General features: G+C 62.8%; 14 protein-coding genes. 4 read left to right on the top strand and 10 right to left on the bottom strand.

The window, feature by feature from the left end:
- Positions 1–87: 87 nt before the first annotated feature.
- Together BLU15_RS28355 and BLU15_RS28350 are read right to left on the bottom strand one after the other, a co-directional pair.
- Positions 88–1110, bottom strand: coding sequence for an amino acid ABC transporter substrate-binding protein (locus BLU15_RS28355; protein WP_060518536.1), 1023 nt, complete (start codon positions 1108–1110; stop codon positions 88–90).
- A gap of 106 nt (positions 1111–1216) precedes the next feature.
- Positions 1217–4273, bottom strand: coding sequence for an aminotransferase class III-fold pyridoxal phosphate-dependent enzyme (locus tag BLU15_RS28350; RefSeq protein WP_090299908.1), 3057 nt, complete (start codon positions 4271–4273; stop codon positions 1217–1219).
- A gap of 126 nt (positions 4274–4399) precedes the next feature.
- Here BLU15_RS28350 and BLU15_RS28345 point away from each other — a divergent pair, with 126 nt between their 5' ends.
- Positions 4400–4834 carry an Lrp/AsnC family transcriptional regulator gene (locus tag BLU15_RS28345; protein WP_034806510.1) on the top strand — a complete coding sequence of 145 codons (435 nt, stop codon included), beginning with the start codon at positions 4400–4402 and terminating at the stop codon, positions 4832–4834.
- 30 nt (positions 4835–4864) lie between these two features.
- On the opposite strand, the gene BLU15_RS28340 is transcribed toward BLU15_RS28345, so the two are convergent.
- Positions 4865–5803 (bottom strand): AraC family transcriptional regulator, encoded by a 939-nt coding sequence (locus tag BLU15_RS28340; RefSeq protein ID WP_090299906.1) that lies wholly within the window; start codon positions 5801–5803, stop codon positions 4865–4867.
- Between the two features lie 217 nt (positions 5804–6020).
- Between BLU15_RS28340 and BLU15_RS28335 the strand changes: the two genes are divergently transcribed.
- A complete protein-coding gene (locus tag BLU15_RS28335) occupies positions 6021–7073 on the top strand; it encodes an NAD(P)-dependent alcohol dehydrogenase (RefSeq protein ID WP_060518530.1) in 1053 nt (350 codons plus the stop codon).
- 68 nt (positions 7074–7141) lie between these two features.
- On the opposite strand, the gene BLU15_RS28330 is transcribed toward BLU15_RS28335, so the two are convergent.
- Entirely contained in the window at positions 7142–7606 is a 465-nt protein-coding gene (locus BLU15_RS28330) for an Lrp/AsnC ligand binding domain-containing protein (RefSeq protein ID WP_090299904.1), read from the bottom strand.
- A gap of 19 nt (positions 7607–7625) precedes the next feature.
- The gene (locus BLU15_RS28325; RefSeq protein WP_034806520.1) at positions 7626–8789 is read right to left on the bottom strand and encodes a M20 aminoacylase family protein; all 1164 of its coding nucleotides are present in this window, start codon (positions 8787–8789) and stop codon (positions 7626–7628) included.
- Between the two features lie 201 nt (positions 8790–8990).
- Between BLU15_RS28325 and BLU15_RS28320 the strand changes: the two genes are divergently transcribed.
- On the top strand, positions 8991–10061 hold the full coding sequence (locus BLU15_RS28320) for a D-alanyl-D-alanine carboxypeptidase family protein (RefSeq protein WP_034806728.1): 1071 nt from the start codon (positions 8991–8993) through the stop codon (positions 10059–10061).
- Between the two features lie 12 nt (positions 10062–10073).
- Positions 10074–11243, top strand: a complete 1170-nt coding sequence (locus tag BLU15_RS28315; protein WP_090299902.1) for a CobW family GTP-binding protein — start codon at positions 10074–10076, stop codon at positions 11241–11243.
- A 45-nt stretch (positions 11244–11288) separates the two neighbouring features.
- Here the strand turns inward: BLU15_RS28315 and BLU15_RS28310 are convergent, their stop codons facing one another.
- The 5 genes from BLU15_RS28310 to BLU15_RS28290 all read right to left on the bottom strand — a co-directional run bounded on the left by BLU15_RS28310 (position 11289) and on the right by BLU15_RS28290 (position 15368).
- Positions 11289–11525, bottom strand: a complete 237-nt coding sequence (locus BLU15_RS28310; RefSeq protein WP_060518528.1) for a sulfurtransferase TusA family protein — start codon at positions 11523–11525, stop codon at positions 11289–11291.
- Positions 11525–12967 (bottom strand): L,D-transpeptidase family protein, encoded by a 1443-nt coding sequence (locus BLU15_RS28305; protein WP_060581198.1) that lies wholly within the window; start codon positions 12965–12967, stop codon positions 11525–11527. Before BLU15_RS28305 ends, BLU15_RS28310 begins: the two co-directional genes overlap by 1 nt.
- A 280-nt stretch (positions 12968–13247) precedes the next feature.
- Positions 13248–14201 carry an acetyl-CoA carboxylase carboxyltransferase subunit alpha gene (locus BLU15_RS28300; protein ID WP_034806530.1) on the bottom strand — a complete coding sequence of 318 codons (954 nt, stop codon included), beginning with the start codon at positions 14199–14201 and terminating at the stop codon, positions 13248–13250.
- A gap of 64 nt (positions 14202–14265) precedes the next feature.
- Complete coding sequence (gene xerD / locus BLU15_RS28295) at positions 14266–15222, bottom strand: site-specific tyrosine recombinase XerD (protein ID WP_060518526.1); 957 nt, start codon at positions 15220–15222, stop codon at positions 14266–14268.
- On the bottom strand, positions 15219–15368 hold the full coding sequence (locus BLU15_RS28290) for a hypothetical protein (RefSeq protein ID WP_034806731.1): 150 nt from the start codon (positions 15366–15368) through the stop codon (positions 15219–15221). The genes xerD and BLU15_RS28290 overlap by 4 nt, the downstream gene beginning before the upstream one ends.
- Positions 15369–15413 lie beyond the last annotated feature (45 nt).

Raw genomic sequence — 15413 nt, 5'->3', positions numbered from 1 at the left:
CGCGGGGAGGGCCGCGGCGTCTCGTTGGCGCTTTTCCTTGGATGAGCAATTCCAAACGGGAGACTTTGCCGGAACTGCTCCTGGGGATCAGCGTGCCGGCGGGGCGTACATCAGGCCGCCCTGGCTCCAGAGTTTGTTGAGACCGCGATCGATCTTCAGCGGGCTGTCCTTGCCGAGGTGGCGTTCAAAGACTTCGCCATAGTTGCCGACGGCGGAAACCACCTGGTAGGCCCACTTCGGGTCGAGCCCCAGCGACTTGCCGGCTTCGTTCTCGATGCCGAGGAAGCGCTTCTGGGCGTTCGTGCCGCTTTCGAGAAGCTTTGCGGCATTGTCCTTGGTGATGCCGAGTTCTTCGGCTTCGGTCAGCGCGAACAGCGTCCAGCGCACGATCTTGAACCACTGATCGTCACCCTGGCGGACGGCCGGACCGAGCGGCTCCTTGGAGATGACTTCAGGCAGCACGACGAAACGATCGGGGTCGTTCAGCGTCAGGCGCTGGGCATAAAGCGCAGAAGCGTCGGTCGAATAGACGTCGCAGCGGGCGGTGTTGAAGGCTTGGATCGTTTGGTCGGCCTTTTCGAAGGCGACGACCTGGTACTGGATGTTGTTGGCGCCGAAATAGTCGGCCATGTTCTGTTCGGTCGTCGTGCCGGTCTCGGTGCAGACGGAGGCGCCCGAGAGTTCCTTGACGCTCTTCACGCCGAGGTCGTTGCGCACCATGAAGGCCTGGCCGTCATAGTAGTTGACGCCGACGAAGCTCATGCCGAGATCGGTGTCGCGCGACAGCGTCCAGGTGGTCTGGCGCGACAGAAGGTCGGCCTCGCCCGACTGCAGCGCGGTGAACCGCTCCTTGGTCGACAGCGGTACGTATTTCACCTTGTCGGGATTACCGAGCGCTGCGGCAGCCACCGCACGGCAGAAATCGATGTCGAAACCGGTCCATTCGCCCTTGTCGTTGGGGGCGGAAAAGCCGAGCACGCCCTGGCTGACACCGCAGCGAAGTTCGCCGCGTTCCTTGATGACGTCGAGCATGCCGGCGTTGGCGGCGGTGCCGGCAAGAAACGCCGTGCTCGCCAGTGCCAGAACTCCAAATTTCACTCCAAGTTTCATTGTCCTGTTCTCCTCATTGATGTTTTTAGGGCATGCGTCTTCGTGCCGGGATGCGTGTCGGGCACCCCGGTCATTGCGTTTGGTTTTTCTGCTGTTCGACCCGGCCTTAACCGAGCGTCCTTGCGACGTCCGCAAAAGTCTCTTCGAGCACGGCGAGCAGGTGATCGGCATCGCGTTTCGAGAAGATCATCGGCGGGCGCATCTTCAAGATGTTGTCATGCGGGCCTTCGGTGCCCATCAGCACGCCGCGGCGGCGGGCGCCGTTGGAGACGGCGCGGGCGAATTCGGTTGCCGGTGCCTTGGTCTTGCGGTCGGTGACAAGTTCGATGCCGAGGAAGAGACCCATGCCGCGCACATCGCCGATCACCTCGTAGCGGGTCTGCATGGCGCGGAAGGCATCTATCAGATAGTTGCCGACCGAAAGCGCATTGCCGCGCAGATCCTGCCCTTCGATCACGTCAAGCACCGCGAGACCGACGGCGCAGGAGACCGGGTTGCCGCCGAAGGTATTGAAATACTCCATGCCGTTGTTGAAGCTGTCGGTCACCTCGCGGGTGGTGACGACGGCTGCGAGCGGATGGCCGTCGCCGATCGGTTTGCCCATGGTGACGACGTCAGGCACGACGCCTTGGGTCTCGAAGGCCCACCAATGGCTGCCGACGCGGCCGAAACCGACCTGCACTTCGTCTGCGATGCAGACGCCGCCGGCCTCGCGTACGAGGCGATAGACTTCCTTCAGGTAGCCCTCCGGCAGGAACACCTGGCCGGCGACGCTCGGGATCGATTCCGCGATGAAGAAGCCCGGGCCTTCGCCCTTGGCCTTCATCGTCGCGATCAGTTCGGCGACGCTTTCGGCAAACCGCTTGCCGTGTTCCTCGACCGGCCAGTCGGCCGGTGCATGGTAGCTGTCGGGAATGGTGGCCACATGCACATGCGGCTTCGGTCCCTTGCCGCCCTTGCGGCGGAACTTGTAGGGGCTGATATCGATCAGCTCCTGCGTCGTGCCGTGATAGGACCAGTCGAGCGTGATCGCATTCTCGCGGCCCGTATGGACGCGCATCAACCTCAGCGCCAGGCTGTTGGCCTCGGAACCGCTGTTGACGAAGCCGGCGACCGTCAATTCCTTCGGCAGCGTTGCCGTCAGCCGCTCGGCATAGGCGACGATGTTGTCGTGCAGGTAGCGGGTGTTGGTGTTGAGGATCGCCGCTTGCTTTGCCATCGCCTCGACCACTGCCGGATGGGCGTGACCGATGTGGCAGACGTTGTTGAAGCAATCGAGATAGGCGCGGCCGCTGTCGTCGATCAGCCAGACGCCTTCGCCGCGCACGAACTTGATCGGCTTGTCGTAGGAGATCGAAAGGTTCGGCAGGAGCAATTCCTTGCGGCGCTTGACGATCTCGTCGTGCGAGCGGCCTTTCTTCTCGTAGAACTCCTCGGCGATCCCGGCGAAGGTGCGCGCATCGGGGAAGAGTTCGGCCCAGACGTCGAGGAACTGCGGCTCGCCGACGCCGAGGATTTCGGTCGCCGACAGAGCGATGTCGGTCGAAAGCTGCAGGTGCAGATGCGGCGCCCAGCCGCCATTTTCCTTCGGCGCTCCCATCTCGCCGACAAGCGCGCCGGCCGCAAGCTGGTCGCCGGCCTTGATGCGTCCCATGGCTTCGTGCGCCATATGACCCCAGAGCGTGACGAAGGGCGGGCATCCCTCGGGCTCATGGCGAAGTGCTATCAGGCAGCCATAACCGAGCGGGTCCTTCTCGATCTCGACGCTGACGACGGTTGCGGCAAGCGGGGTGTAGAGCCTGGTGCCGGCGGCCATGAACAGGTCGAGCCCGAGATGGCGAGTGCGGCGGGTGTGGTCGATGAAGCGCGATACGAACATCTCGCCGGCATAGACGGTGCGTTCCTCGCCAAAAGGTCCGATGCCGAGTTCGACGCCATGCGCGCGACAATAGTCTTCCCAGATCGCCTGGGCTTCATCCGGCTGTTCGCCAGCGGATTTTACCGTCATCGGGTGGGTGGGGTCGCCATAGGGGACGAGCGCTGCCGGATAGGTGGCGGCGGGGCGTTCGAGCAGTGGCTTCAGCGACTTGCGGTTCGCGTTGATCCAGGCGGCAACCTTGCGGGCGCCGGATGTTGCCTCGAAGCCGCAGGCATGCCGCAGGATGGCGGTGGCGAAACGCGGGTTCATCCGGTCGAGCTTGCGCAAAAGCGTCCAGGCCGGCCGTTCGCTGATGGCGAGATAGGGATTGTCGTCGGTATGGGCGCGGCGGGACGCCGAGATCGTGACCGACGTGACGAGGCGCATCGCGATGAGATCGAAGAGCAGATCGACCTCTTCTTCCGCCAGCGGATACTCCGCATGGAAGCCACGGGCGATTGCCGCAGCGGCGCCGATCGGATCGGGATGGTCGAGCCCGGCATAGGCGGCGGCGATCGCCACCTCTGCAATCACGGGCGCATGCAGGGCGTCGCCGAAATCGATGAGGCCGGAAATGGTGTCGTGATCGACTTTATCGACCAGCACGTTCCAATCGTTGGCGTCGTTGTGAATGACGGCGGCACGAAGGGTTGCAAGTCGTGGTGCCACGGTCTTTTCGAAGCGGACAAGGAAGCGTTCGAGCAAGGCACGGTCTTCGGCCGAGGTGACGTGGTGCAGCCGGTCGGCCGAACGGCCGGCATGGCGGATATCCCAGTCGAGATCGCGCAGCGCGCCCGGATGCATGAAGCTCTTGAGCGAGGCATCGAAGCGGCCGAGCATCCGTCCGAGCGACTGTAGCGCCGCATCGTTGCGCCCGGTTTCGGCAAGCGGCAGGCCCTCGACCCAGCTGACGAGCCGCAGGCGGTGGGTGACGCCGCGCGTGCTCGTGGTCGAAGCAAGGCTCGTGCCTGACAGCGTCGGGCGGATATGCGGCACCGGCAGGTCGGCGGCATGGGCGCCGACGTGGCTGAGCAGTGCGGTCTGGAAATCGCTTTCGACCTCGGGCTCGGCACCATTGATGATCTTCAGAATGGAGATGCTGCCGTCCTCAGCCTCGACCTTGAAGTTCTGATCGCGTTCGCTGGCAAGCAGCGAGAGTGCGCCGGAGAGGCCGTAATGCTCCTTCAGCAAGGCGGCTGCCGCTTCGGTCGAAAAGTCGGGCGTGGTCTTCAGCATATCGTTCATGGGGATCCTCATCTCGATGACGAGATTTGCATGGGCTGTGCTCCGATGCATCCGGCAATATGCCGGTTGCACCGGCACTATGTTTATAATAACCGTCATCTTGTCGGCGGGCACGGAGGAGGGGACATGCAGGACATCGACGCGATCGACCGCACCATCCTCAGCATTCTGTCGCAGGAGGCGCGGATCCCGATGAAGTCGCTGGCGGGCCGGATCGGGCTCTCCAGAAGTGCGACGACCGAGAGGGTCACGCGACTGGAAAAGGCCGGCGTCATTCGCGGCTATCGCGCCGATATCGGCCAGCTGGACGAGGGCACCATTCAGGCCTTTCTGCTGGTGACGCTGAAGCGCACGCCATCGATCGGCGTGCTCGACCGGCTTGCCGGTTTCTCTGCGGTCCGCAAGGTGTCCTCCGTCAGCGGCCAGCTGGATCTCGTCGTCGAGGTCGAGGTCGGCTCGATCAATGCGCTCAACGAGCTGCGCAACGAGGTGGCGACGATGGACAATGTCGAGGATCTGACCACCTCGATCGTGCTTAGGCGGGATATCGAGCGAAGCTGATACGCCGCCAGCGGAACCGAGGGCGCCTCGTCAGCCCTCGCTCAGCAGCTCCGCCTGCGGAGCAAGCCGTTCGAGCAGCGAGCGGCGCACGCGGCCGATGTCGCGCATCGGTGGCTCGCCGAAATGGCGGGCATATTCGCGACTGAACTGCGACTGGCTTTCATAACCCACCTGATGGCCGGCATCGCCGGCGTCGAGACTCTCCTCCAGCATCAGCCGCCGGGCCTCCTGCAACCGAAGCTGTTTCTGGTATTGCAGGGGGCTCATCGCGGTGATCGCCTTGAAGTGATGGTGTAGCGACGAGACGCTCATGGAAACACGGTTAGCGAGATCGTCGATCCGCAAGGGCCGCGAATAGTGTTCCTTCAGCCAGGCGACTGCGCGGCCGACCTGATGCGGCTGGCTGTCGGTCGTCGCCATCTGTCTGAGGCGATGGCCGTGCGGCCCGGTCAAAAGCCGGTAGAGGATTTCCTGCTCGATCAGTGGCAGCAGCGCAGGGATATCGTCCGGCCGCTCGAGCAGACGCAGCAAGCGAAGTGCGGCATCTTCGAGTTCGACAGTGATCTTGCTAACGCTCATGCCGCGCACGGAGGCGGCGGGTGCCGGCAGCTGCGACAGGGACGCAAGCAGCGCCTGGATCTTACCCGGATCGAGCGTGAAGGCCATGCTGAGATAGGGCTCGTCTGCAGAGGCCTGGCAGACTTGGGACAGAACCGGCAGGTCGATCGACGTCAGCAGATAATCCGAGGCGCCGTAGATCAGCGTCTCTTCGCCGAGAACCACGCGCTTTGCTCCTTGCACGATGATCGCCAAACTCGGCCTGTAGGCGGAGCAGTTAACCGGGGCGTCGCCGCCGTGGCGGTGCAGGCTCAGGCCGGCAATCTGCGTCATGTGATCACCGTCGGTTTTGGCAAACCGGGCAATGACGTCGATCATCTCGGGACGGGCAGTCTGTCGCGTGGCTGTCATAATCTCAGGTCTTTCCAGCGGCTTAGCGTTGTGTGAGGCAACGCTCAGATAGGGTCTCGACGTGCCATCTCCAGGATGTCGCTGTCAATCTTGTAGGATCGTGCAAAAACTTTGCAGGATCGCTCTAACGCTTGCAGCGTGCGCACCCTCATAGTCCTGATGCGTCAGGCCGGGCTCCCTCCGGACCTGCACCCTTTCCCAAAATGAGGACAGACTGATGGCCATTGCAAGAGGATATGCGGCGACCGATGCGTCGAAGCCGCTGACGCCCTTCACCTTCGAACGCCGCGAACCGCGCGACGACGACGTGGTGATCGAGATCAAATATTGCGGCGTCTGCCACTCGGACATCCACCAGGCCCGCAACGAATGGGGCAACTCGGCGTTCCCGATGGTTCCGGGCCACGAGATCGTCGGCATCGTCACGGCGGTCGGCTCCAAGGTGACCAAGTTCAAGGTCGGCGACCGCGCCGGCGTCGGCTGCTTCGTCGATTCCTGCACCACCTGCGCTACCCGCGATCTGGATCTGGAACACTACATGCCCGGCCTGGTCGTGACCTATAACGGCGTCGAAGCCGACGGCAAGACACCGACCCAGGGCGGCTACTCCGACAGCATCGTCGTCAAGGAAGGCTACGTTCTGTCGATCCCCGAGAACCTGCCGCTCGACGCTGCGGCACCGCTGCTTTGCGCCGGCATCACGCTCTATTCGCCGCTGCGCCACTGGAAGGCCGGCCCCGGCAAGAAGGTCGCGATCGTCGGCATGGGCGGTCTCGGACATATGGGCGTCAAGCTGGCGCATGCCATGGGCGCAGACGTGACCGTTCTCAGCCAGACGCTTTCCAAAAAGGAAGACGGGCTGAAGCTCGGCGCCGATCACTACTATGCCACCAACGACCCCGAGACCTTCACGGCGCTGGCGGGCACGTTTGACCTGATCATCTGCACGGTTGCCGCCGAGATCGACTGGAACGCCTACCTCAACCTGCTCAAGGTCGATGGCGATCTGGTGCTGGTCGGTATTCCGGAGAACGCCGTGCCGGTGCATGCCTTCTCGCTGGTGCCGGCGCGCCGCAGCATTTCCGGCTCGATGATCGGCTCGATCAAGGAGACCCAGGAAATGCTCGACTTCTGCGGCGAACACGACATCGTTTCGGAAATCGAAACGATCCGCATCCAAGAGATCAACGAAGCCTATGAACGCGTCGTCAAGAGCGACGTGCGTTATCGGTTTGTCATCGACATGGCATCGCTGCAGGACGCCGCCTAAGCTGAAAGCAGACGGCCCGGGATCTGTGTAGATCCCGGGCCGTTCTCCTATTTTTCTGCGACAGAGGCTCACACCAGCGGCAGCGGCCCGTCGTTCTTGATCTCTTCCATGACAGCATAGGTGCGGGTCTCCTTGACGCCCGGGAGCGTCCAGAGAACCTGGCCGAGGAAGTTGCGGTAGGCCGCCATGTCCTCGAACCGCGTCTTGACCAGATAGTCGAAGCCGCCTGCCACCATGTGACATTCGAGCACGGCCGGCGCCTGTCTGACGGCGGCGGCGAACTGGTCGAAGACGTCGGGCGTCGTCTTGTCGAGCATGACCTCGATGAAGACCAGCAGCCCAAAGCCGAGCTTCTGCGGGTCCAATCGCGCGCCGAAGCCCGAGACGTATCCCTCCTTCAACAGCCGGCGCAGGCGTTCGCTGGTCGCGGTCGGCGACAGGCCGATGCGATCGGCAAGCTCCAGATTGGTGATGCGGCCGTCCGCCTGGAGAATGTTGAGAATTCGTCGGTCAATCTTGTCGATCTGATGCATCGTGCCTCCCAACCGTGCCTCAGGCGGCAAGTCGCGTTTCCGCGAGCTTCACCCAGTAGGAAATGCCGTGCGGGATCGCCTCGTCGTTGAAGTCATAGGCCGGGTGATGCAGCCCGGCGGTGTCACCGTTGCCCATGAAGATAAAGGCGCCGGGGCGGGCAAGCAGCATGTAGGAGAAATCCTCACCGCCCATCATCGGATCGAGCGACGGCTGGACATTGCCGGCACCGGCAATCTCGGCTGCCGCCTGCAAGGCATAACCGGTCTCGTCGGCATGGTTCACCGTTACCGGATAGTTGCGGTTGTAGGAGACCTGGACGGTCGCGCCGTAGATCTGGGCAACACCCTCGGCAATCGTGCGGATGCGGCTTTCGCCGATCTCGCGCACCTCAGGCATGAGGGTGCGCACGGTGCCGCCAAGCACGGCTTCCTGCGGAATGACGTTGTGGGCGAAACCGGCATTGAACTTGGTGACGGAGACGACGACGGAGGCGAGCGGATCGACTGTGCGCGACGCAATCGTCTGCAAGGCGGTCACGATCTGCGTTCCGACGATGATCGGATCGATCGTCTTGTGCGGCTGGGCCGCATGGCCGCCGCGGCCCTTGATGGTGATGGTGAACTCGTCGGTCGAGGCCATGATCGGGCCGACGCGGCTGCCGAACTGGCCGACGGGCATGCCCGGCATGTTGTGCATGCCGTAGACTTCGGCAATGGCGAAGCGCTCCATCATGCCGTCCTTGACCATCTCGTTGCCGCCGCCGCCGCCTTCTTCTGCAGGCTGGAAGATCACCGCGACTTGGCCGGCGAAGTTGCGGGTCTCGGCGAGATACTTCGCCGCCCCGAGAAGCATGGCCGTGTGGCCGTCGTGGCCGCAGGCATGCATCTTGCCGGATGTCTCAGAGGCCCAGTCCTTGCCGCTCGTCTCGGTGATCGGCAGCGCGTCCATGTCGGCGCGTAGACCGATGGTGCGGCCCGCGCCGAGATTGCCGCGGATGAGGCCGACGACGCCGGTGCGGCCAAGCCCCGTCACGATTTCGTCAACGCCGAACTCCTTCAGTTTCTTTTCGACGAAGGCTGCCGTATTTTCGACCGCGAACAGGAGCTCCGGATTCCTGTGCAGGTGGCGCCGCCATTCGGTGACTTCATTCTGGAGCTCGGCGGCACGGTTAAGTATCGGCATCGTTTCGTCCTGTCGGTCTGTTCGATCACTAATTGTATCTGCGTATCGGTGTGGATTGGCACGACTGCCCGTGAATGGGCTTTGCCATCTCCTCGCCATATAGGCTAAATAGCCGGACGAGACGAGGCAACAGCGGATTTTCGAGGTCCTATCGTGGTGACAGCAGGATTTTTCACGCGTGGCAAGATGAAGGCGCTCGGAGTGACGGCGGCGACATGCGCCACGCTTCTTGCGGCGCTGCCGGCTGCGGCCAATCCAAGGCTGGTCGTCGACGTCAATTCGCTGAAGGTTTACGAGCACCAGGATATCTTCCAGAAATGGTATCCGGCGTCGCTGACCAAGCTGATGACGGCCTACACGGCCTTCCGCGCCATCAAGTCCGGTCAGCTCACGCTCGAGAGCCCGGTCATCATGACCAAGAACGCCGCCGCCGAGCCGCCGAGCAAGATGTTCTACAAGCCCGGCCAGGCGATGACGCTCGACAGCGCGCTGAAGATGATGCTGGTGAAGTCGGCAAACGATGTTGCGGTCGCGATCGCCGAAACGGTCGCCGGTTCGGAGCCCGCCTTCATCGAGCGGATGAATGCAGAGGCCCGCCGCATCGGCATGACCTCCTCGAACTTCATCAATCCCAACGGTCTGCCTGGTCCCGGCCAGTACACGACCGCCCGCGACCTTGCGGTACTCGCGATCACGCTCAAGCGCGAGTTTCCGCAATACGCCTCCTATTTCTCGCTGGAAGGTTTCACCACCGGCAAGAAGGATTATCCGAACTACAACATGCTGATCGGCCGCTTCGAAGGGGCTGACGGCATGAAAACCGGCTTCATCTGCGCCTCCGGCTTCAACCAGGTTTCATCCGCCACCCGCGAGGGGCGCAGCGTCGTCTCGGTCGTGCTCGGCGAGGACAGCCTCGGTGCGCGTGCGGATGAGTCCGCACGGCTCCTGCAGATGGCACTGACGACGAACGGCAACGGCAAGCCGTCGCTGGTGCAGATCCCGGCCTATGGCGAGACGCGCGACATGGTGGCCGATGTCAGCAAGCAGATCTGCTCGAAGGCGGCCGCGAAGGTTCGCAGCGAGGGCCGCGACGAAGCCGGCCGCCAGAAGCTGCTCTCGCCCTATATCCACGAAATCAACCGGCCGCTGAAGCTTGCCTTCGCCGGGCTGATCGCCGGCAGCGGCGAAAAAGCGCCGAAGCTTGCCGGCGACCCGGCCGGCCAGGGCGATGTCGCCAATGTGCCGATCCCGGTGCCGCGGCCGACCTTCTGATCGGAGTGCATGATGGTTAGTCCCTTGTCGGCGGTGCCGGTCTCGATCCTTACCGGCTTCCTCGGTGCGGGCAAGACGACGCTGCTCAACCGGCTGCTGAAGGATCCTGATCTCTCGGATACGGCCGTTATCATCAACGAGTTCGGCGACGTGTCGATCGATCATCTGCTGGTGGAAGCCTCCGGCGACGGGGTCATCGAGCTTTCCGACGGCTGCCTCTGCTGTACCGTGCGTGGCGAACTGGTCGATACGCTTGCCGATCTCATGGACCGCATGCAGACTGGCAAGATCAAGCCGCTGAAGCGCGTCGTTATCGAAACCACCGGCCTTGCCGACCCGGCGCCAGTGCTGCAATCGGTGATCGGCAATCCGGTCATTGCGCAGAACTTCCGGCTGGATGGCGTGGTCACCGTCGTCGACGCCGTCAACGGCCTGCAGACGATCGCCAATCACGAAGAAGCGCTGAAGCAGATTGCCGTTGCCGATCGCATCGTCATCAGCAAGACCGGCCTTGCCGAAACGTCGGAGCGTGATGCGCTGACGGCGCGGATCCGCGGGCTCAATCCGCGCGCGCCGCTGATCGATGGCGACAGCGCCGAAGCCGGGCGCGCAGAGCTGTTCGATTGTGGCCTCTACGACCCGTCGTCGAAGATCGCCGATGTCGGCCGCTGGCTGCAGGACGAGGCGCACCACGACCACGATGATCATGACCATGACCATGACCACGGTCACGATCATCACGACCACGATCACCACCATGATCATGGGCACGATCATCATCACCATCACGATGTGACGCGACATGGCGGCGACATCCGCTCCTTCAGCATCGTGCACGACCGGCCGATCGAGCCTATGGCGCTCGACATGTTCATCGATCTCCTGCGCTCGGCGCATGGCGAGAAGCTGCTCCGGATGAAGGCGATCGTCGCGGTTGCCGACAGGCCGGACCGGCCGCTGGTGCTGCATGGCGTGCAGAACGTCTTCCACACGCCGGAGCGGCTCGCCGCCTGGCCGGACCCGAACGACCGTCGCACGCGCATGGTGCTGATCACCAAGGGGTTGGAAGAGGCCTTCGTCCGCGACCTCTTCGACGCCTTCACCGGCAAGCCGCGCATCGACCGGCCAGACGCCCAAGCGTTGTCTGACAATCCGCTCGCCGTGCCAGGCATGCGGTTCTAAATCACCTCAGTAATCGAAGCGTTGCCGCGCGGCAGACGTGGCGTCTTACGAGCCCTTGCGGATGAGGAACCGGTGGCCGCCGTCGGCGGGTGCGGCCTCTACAAGCTTGTGGCCGTCCTCGTTGCAGAAATGCGGAATGTCGATCACCGCCAGCGGATCGGTGGTCTCAATCTCCAGCAAGGCGCCCGGCGCCAGCGAAGTCATGCGTTTACGCGTCTTCAAAACGGGAAGGGGGCATTTAAGCCCCCTCAGGTCATAGACGATCTTCTGTTCGTCCGGCATCAATTGCCCCAGATCTTCCAGAACGGCCGCTTCTTCGGCGGCTCTTCCGTCATAACAGGCGCTTCGGCGGCCGCATCGGCTGACGGTGTCGTTGCCGTGGTCACGGCAGCGGCCTGCTGCTGGGCGGCAGGGGCCGGCGCCTTCGCCTGCTTTGCGGTCGTTGCCGGGGCGGCTTGTGTCTGCGGTGCGGCAGTAGCCTGCTGTTCAGGCGTGATGACGACCGGGGCCGGCATCTGCAACTCCGGCTCGCTCTTGGAGAACAGGCTCCAGAAGGATTTCTTCGGCTGCTCGACGGCCGCCTGCATCACTGGCTGCGGAATGGGATTGGCGGCCGGGACCGGGACGTGCTTGCCGCCATCGGTCGCCTTTTCGAGTTCCTTCTTCTGGATCTCGACGGCCTGCTTGGTTTCTTCCGCTTCCTTCTGCAAGGCGATCTTCTTTTCGAGATCGCTCGCCTTCATCATCTTGCCGGCGTCAAGCGAGTTTCCGGTCGGCGCATAGGCGAGTTCGCGGCCGACGCGCTGCTTGGCGACGATCGCCTTGCGCTCGGCTTCGCTTGGCTCGTACCAGACCATGCCGTCATACTTCTTCATCGCCTTGTCGTAGTCGGTCTGGTAGCTCTTTTCGAAGCTCGCCATCGCCACCTGCAGGGCCGGCGGCGTCGACATGGCGGGGCACTGGCCACCCGGATTGAACGGGCCGGAGGCCTGCTGGTTGAAGACGTATTTCTTCTCGCAGACATTGACTTCCGGCGGACGCTTGGTGACTTCAAACTGGTCGTAGCCGACCTTCAGCATCTTCCAGAAGTCGATATTCGGATTGTCGCGGTGCCGCGCCATGTTCTCCGCGGTCATGCGGAAGGGGAAGGCCTGCAGCTGAACGCTTTCCTGGCCGCCCTTGAAGCTATCGCGGGCGAGCGCAAAGATCTCGATCATCTGCTCGTCGGTCATCGAGTAGCAGCCCGACGACGAGCAGGCGCCGTGGATCATCAGGTGTGTGCCCTGGCGACCGTTCGCCTTGTCGTAGGCGTTGGGATAGCCGGTGTTGATCGCCAGATAGTAGTTGGAATTGGGGTTCATCTGGCGCGGGAAGAGCGGGTAGAAGCCTTCCGGCGCCTGCCGGTCGCCTTCCTTCACCTTGGGCCCAAGCTTGCCGGACCAGGCGCAGATCTTGTAGGTCTTCAAAAGCTGGAAGCGGTTGGCGGTATTGGCCTTCCAGACCTCGAGCGTGCCTTCTTCCTTGAAGATGCGCAGCGCGATCGGGGCTTGCTTCTGCATCCCGAGCTCGCTCATCTTTTTGACCATCGGGGCAGAGACCTGATACTCGGTCTTGTTCCTGACGGACTTGATATCGACCGATGTCGTCGCATCCAGCGTTTCGTTGGTGCAGCCGGCAAGCGCGGCGACAATGGCGGCGGAAGCTAAAAGGTTCCAGAAACGCATCAGCAGAGGCCCGTTCAAACCCAAACTCGACTAGGAAAGCCCAAGTCCGCGAGGGTGGGCCTTTTAGAGAATCACTAAGCGATTATACTTCACGAATTCTTAACCCTGCAGGGTGGCCCTGCCGATGCGCTGTTCATGACCTCATGAATATGGCCAAGATTTGGCCACACTCCGCTTTGCAGTTGCGAAATCCGCTTCCGCAATCGCGGGCCATCAGATCGGGCGAGGGGAAGGTCGTGGGATTTCCGCCCCGCTCCCGCTTAAGGACTGCCGATCCGGCTTAGAGGTTACGGCCGATATTCAGATATTTTTGTCGGCGATCGGTGCGCAACTGGTCGCCATCGCGTCCGGAAAGTTCCTTGAGCGCGTCGGCGATCACGGTTCCGGTGCGGCCGATGACCGCGTTCGGGTCGCGGTGCGCGCCGCCGACCGGTTCCTGAATGATGCCGTCGATGACGCCGAGCGCTTTCAGATCCTCGGACGTGATCTTCATGTTGCTGGCCGCTTCCTTGGCGCGGGTGGAATCGCGCCACAGGATCGAGGCTGCACCTTCCGGCGAGATGACGCTGTAGATCGCATGCTCGAGCATGTAGACGCGGTTGCCGGTGGCGATCGCAATCGCACCGCCGGAGCCGCCTTCGCCGATGACGACGGTGACGATCGGCACGCGAACGTTCAGGCACATCTCGGTGGAGCGGGCAATCGCTTCCGCCTGGCCGCGCTCTTCGGCGTTAACGCCCGGGTAGGCGCCTGCGGTATCGACCAGCGTGATCAGCGGCAGGCCGAAGCGGTCAGCCATTTCCATGACGCGGATCGCCTTGCGGTAGCCTTCCGGACGGGGGCTGCCGAAATTGTGCTTGATGCGCGACTTGGTGTCGTTGCCCTTTTCCTGGCCGAGAACGGCGACCGGCATGCCGCGGAAGCGCGCAAGACCGGCCTGAATGGCGTCGTCGTTGGCGAAGTTGCGGTCGCCGGCAAGCGGCGTGAACTCGGTGAAGAGTTCGGCGGCATAATCCAGGAAGTGCGGGCGCGAGGGGTGGCGGGCGACCTGGGTCTTCTGCCACGGCGTCAGCTTGGAATAGATCTCGACCATCGCGTCGCGGACGCGCGTCTCCAGGCGTTCGATCTCATCCGAAGTGTTCACACTCTCGTCTTCGCCGGCGAGCTTCTTCAATTCGAGAATCTTGCCTTCGAGGTCGGAGATGGGTTTTTCGAAATCGAGATAGTTGTGCATGAGATGCGTTTCCGATCATTTTGCGACAAGGGTCTGCGGGCCGAAACCAGCCTGCCCGGCGGTCCTAATCCTGTTTTTTCGCCTGTTTGGCAAGAGGGTGATGGTTTTGCACCAGGTTGTGCAGCCGTTCTTCCAGAACATGTGTATAGATTTGTGTCGTTGAAATGTCCGAGTGACCGAGCAGTTCCTGCACCGCGCGAAGGTCGGCGCCATTGGCCAGCAGGTGGCTGGCGAAGGCATGTCTAAGCACGTGCGGGGAGATCGTGGCGACGCGAATGCTGGCGCGCGCGGCCAGCGATTTCAGATCGCGGGCAAAAACCTGGCGCGGCAGGAACCCCTGCTTGCCCGAGGAGGGGAAGAGCCACGGGCTCTCTCGGTTGCCACTTTCCTCGCGCGCAATCTCCTCGGCGAGCGCCTCGCCATAGGCCCGCATGGCCCGGATCGCTGCCTGCGATAGTGGAACGAGGCGGTCCTTGTTGCCCTTGCCGCGGATGACGAGGAAGCGGCCGTTCTGGGCGAGCACACTTGCCGGCAGCGACACCAGTTCGCTGACGCGCATGCCGGTCGCATAGAGCAGTTCGATCAGCGCATGCATGCGCAATTTGGCGAGGTGGTCGGTACCGCCGGCTGCCGCCTCGGTCTCCGCCTGGCCGATCAGGCGCGAGACGTCGTCGACGCTCAGCGTCTTCGGCAGGCTACGTCCCTTCTTCGGGGCGTCGAGGATCCCGGTGGGGTCGTCGCCGCGCATGCCTTCGGCGTAGAGGAATTTGTAGAACTGCCTGAGCGCCGAAAGCCGCCGCGCTTGCGAGGAAGCCTTGAAGCCCTGACCGGCGAGATGGGCGAGATACCCGCGAAGGTCATCTGGTGTCGCCCCGGTCAGCCCGGTTCCGAGCGTGCGCAGATGCGAGGAGGCATCTTCGAGGTCACGCTCGTAGGATTGCAGCGTGTTGACCGCTGCACCCCGCTCGGCGCTCATCATTTCGAGGAAAGCCTCGACATGGGCGGCGGAAAGATCGCTCATTGGGTCTTGTTCACCCGTTCGGACGGGATCTTCACGGTGACGTCGCGCTCCGTCGGCTCGACGAAGGTGACGAGAGAGATCATCGTGCCGTACACTATCCCGGCAATTACGGCGCAGAAGAACAGGAACCGGAAGAGGGTCGGCATTTCAATCTCCTCTGCATGTGCCTTTCGATCGAAGCGGACGTAAGG

The organism is Ensifer sp. YR511 (assembly GCF_900103045.1).
In the GTDB taxonomy this organism is placed as follows: Bacteria; Pseudomonadota; Alphaproteobacteria; order Rhizobiales; family Rhizobiaceae; genus Ensifer; species Ensifer adhaerens.
Note: the sequence above shows the minus strand (reverse complement) of the source record. Positions and strands in the feature narration are given on the sequence as shown.

What these genes read in the sequence shown, in the direction of transcription:
- BLU15_RS28355 (WP_060518536.1), bottom strand. Translation starts at nt 1,110, where the DNA reads ATGAAACTTGGAGTGAAATTTGGAGTTCTGGCACTGGCGAGCACGGCG.
- BLU15_RS28350 (WP_090299908.1), bottom strand. Translation starts at nt 4,273, where the DNA reads ATGAACGATATGCTGAAGACCACGCCCGACTTTTCGACCGAAGCGGCA.
- BLU15_RS28345 (WP_034806510.1), top strand. Translation starts at nt 4,400, where the DNA reads ATGCAGGACATCGACGCGATCGACCGCACCATCCTCAGCATTCTGTCG.
- BLU15_RS28340 (WP_090299906.1), bottom strand. Translation starts at nt 5,803, where the DNA reads ATGACAGCCACGCGACAGACTGCCCGTCCCGAGATGATCGACGTCATT.
- BLU15_RS28335 (WP_060518530.1), top strand. Translation starts at nt 6,021, where the DNA reads ATGGCCATTGCAAGAGGATATGCGGCGACCGATGCGTCGAAGCCGCTG.
- BLU15_RS28330 (WP_090299904.1), bottom strand. Translation starts at nt 7,606, where the DNA reads ATGCATCAGATCGACAAGATTGACCGACGAATTCTCAACATTCTCCAG.
- BLU15_RS28325 (WP_034806520.1), bottom strand. Translation starts at nt 8,789, where the DNA reads ATGCCGATACTTAACCGTGCCGCCGAGCTCCAGAATGAAGTCACCGAA.
- BLU15_RS28315 (WP_090299902.1), top strand. Translation starts at nt 10,074, where the DNA reads ATGGTTAGTCCCTTGTCGGCGGTGCCGGTCTCGATCCTTACCGGCTTC.
- BLU15_RS28310 (WP_060518528.1), bottom strand. Translation starts at nt 11,525, where the DNA reads ATGCCGGACGAACAGAAGATCGTCTATGACCTGAGGGGGCTTAAATGC.
- BLU15_RS28305 (WP_060581198.1), bottom strand. Translation starts at nt 12,967, where the DNA reads ATGCGTTTCTGGAACCTTTTAGCTTCCGCCGCCATTGTCGCCGCGCTT.
- BLU15_RS28300 (WP_034806530.1), bottom strand. Translation starts at nt 14,201, where the DNA reads ATGCACAACTATCTCGATTTCGAAAAACCCATCTCCGACCTCGAAGGC.
- xerD (WP_060518526.1), bottom strand. Translation starts at nt 15,222, where the DNA reads ATGAGCGATCTTTCCGCCGCCCATGTCGAGGCTTTCCTCGAAATGATG.
- BLU15_RS28290 (WP_034806731.1), bottom strand. Translation starts at nt 15,368, where the DNA reads ATGCCGACCCTCTTCCGGTTCCTGTTCTTCTGCGCCGTAATTGCCGGG.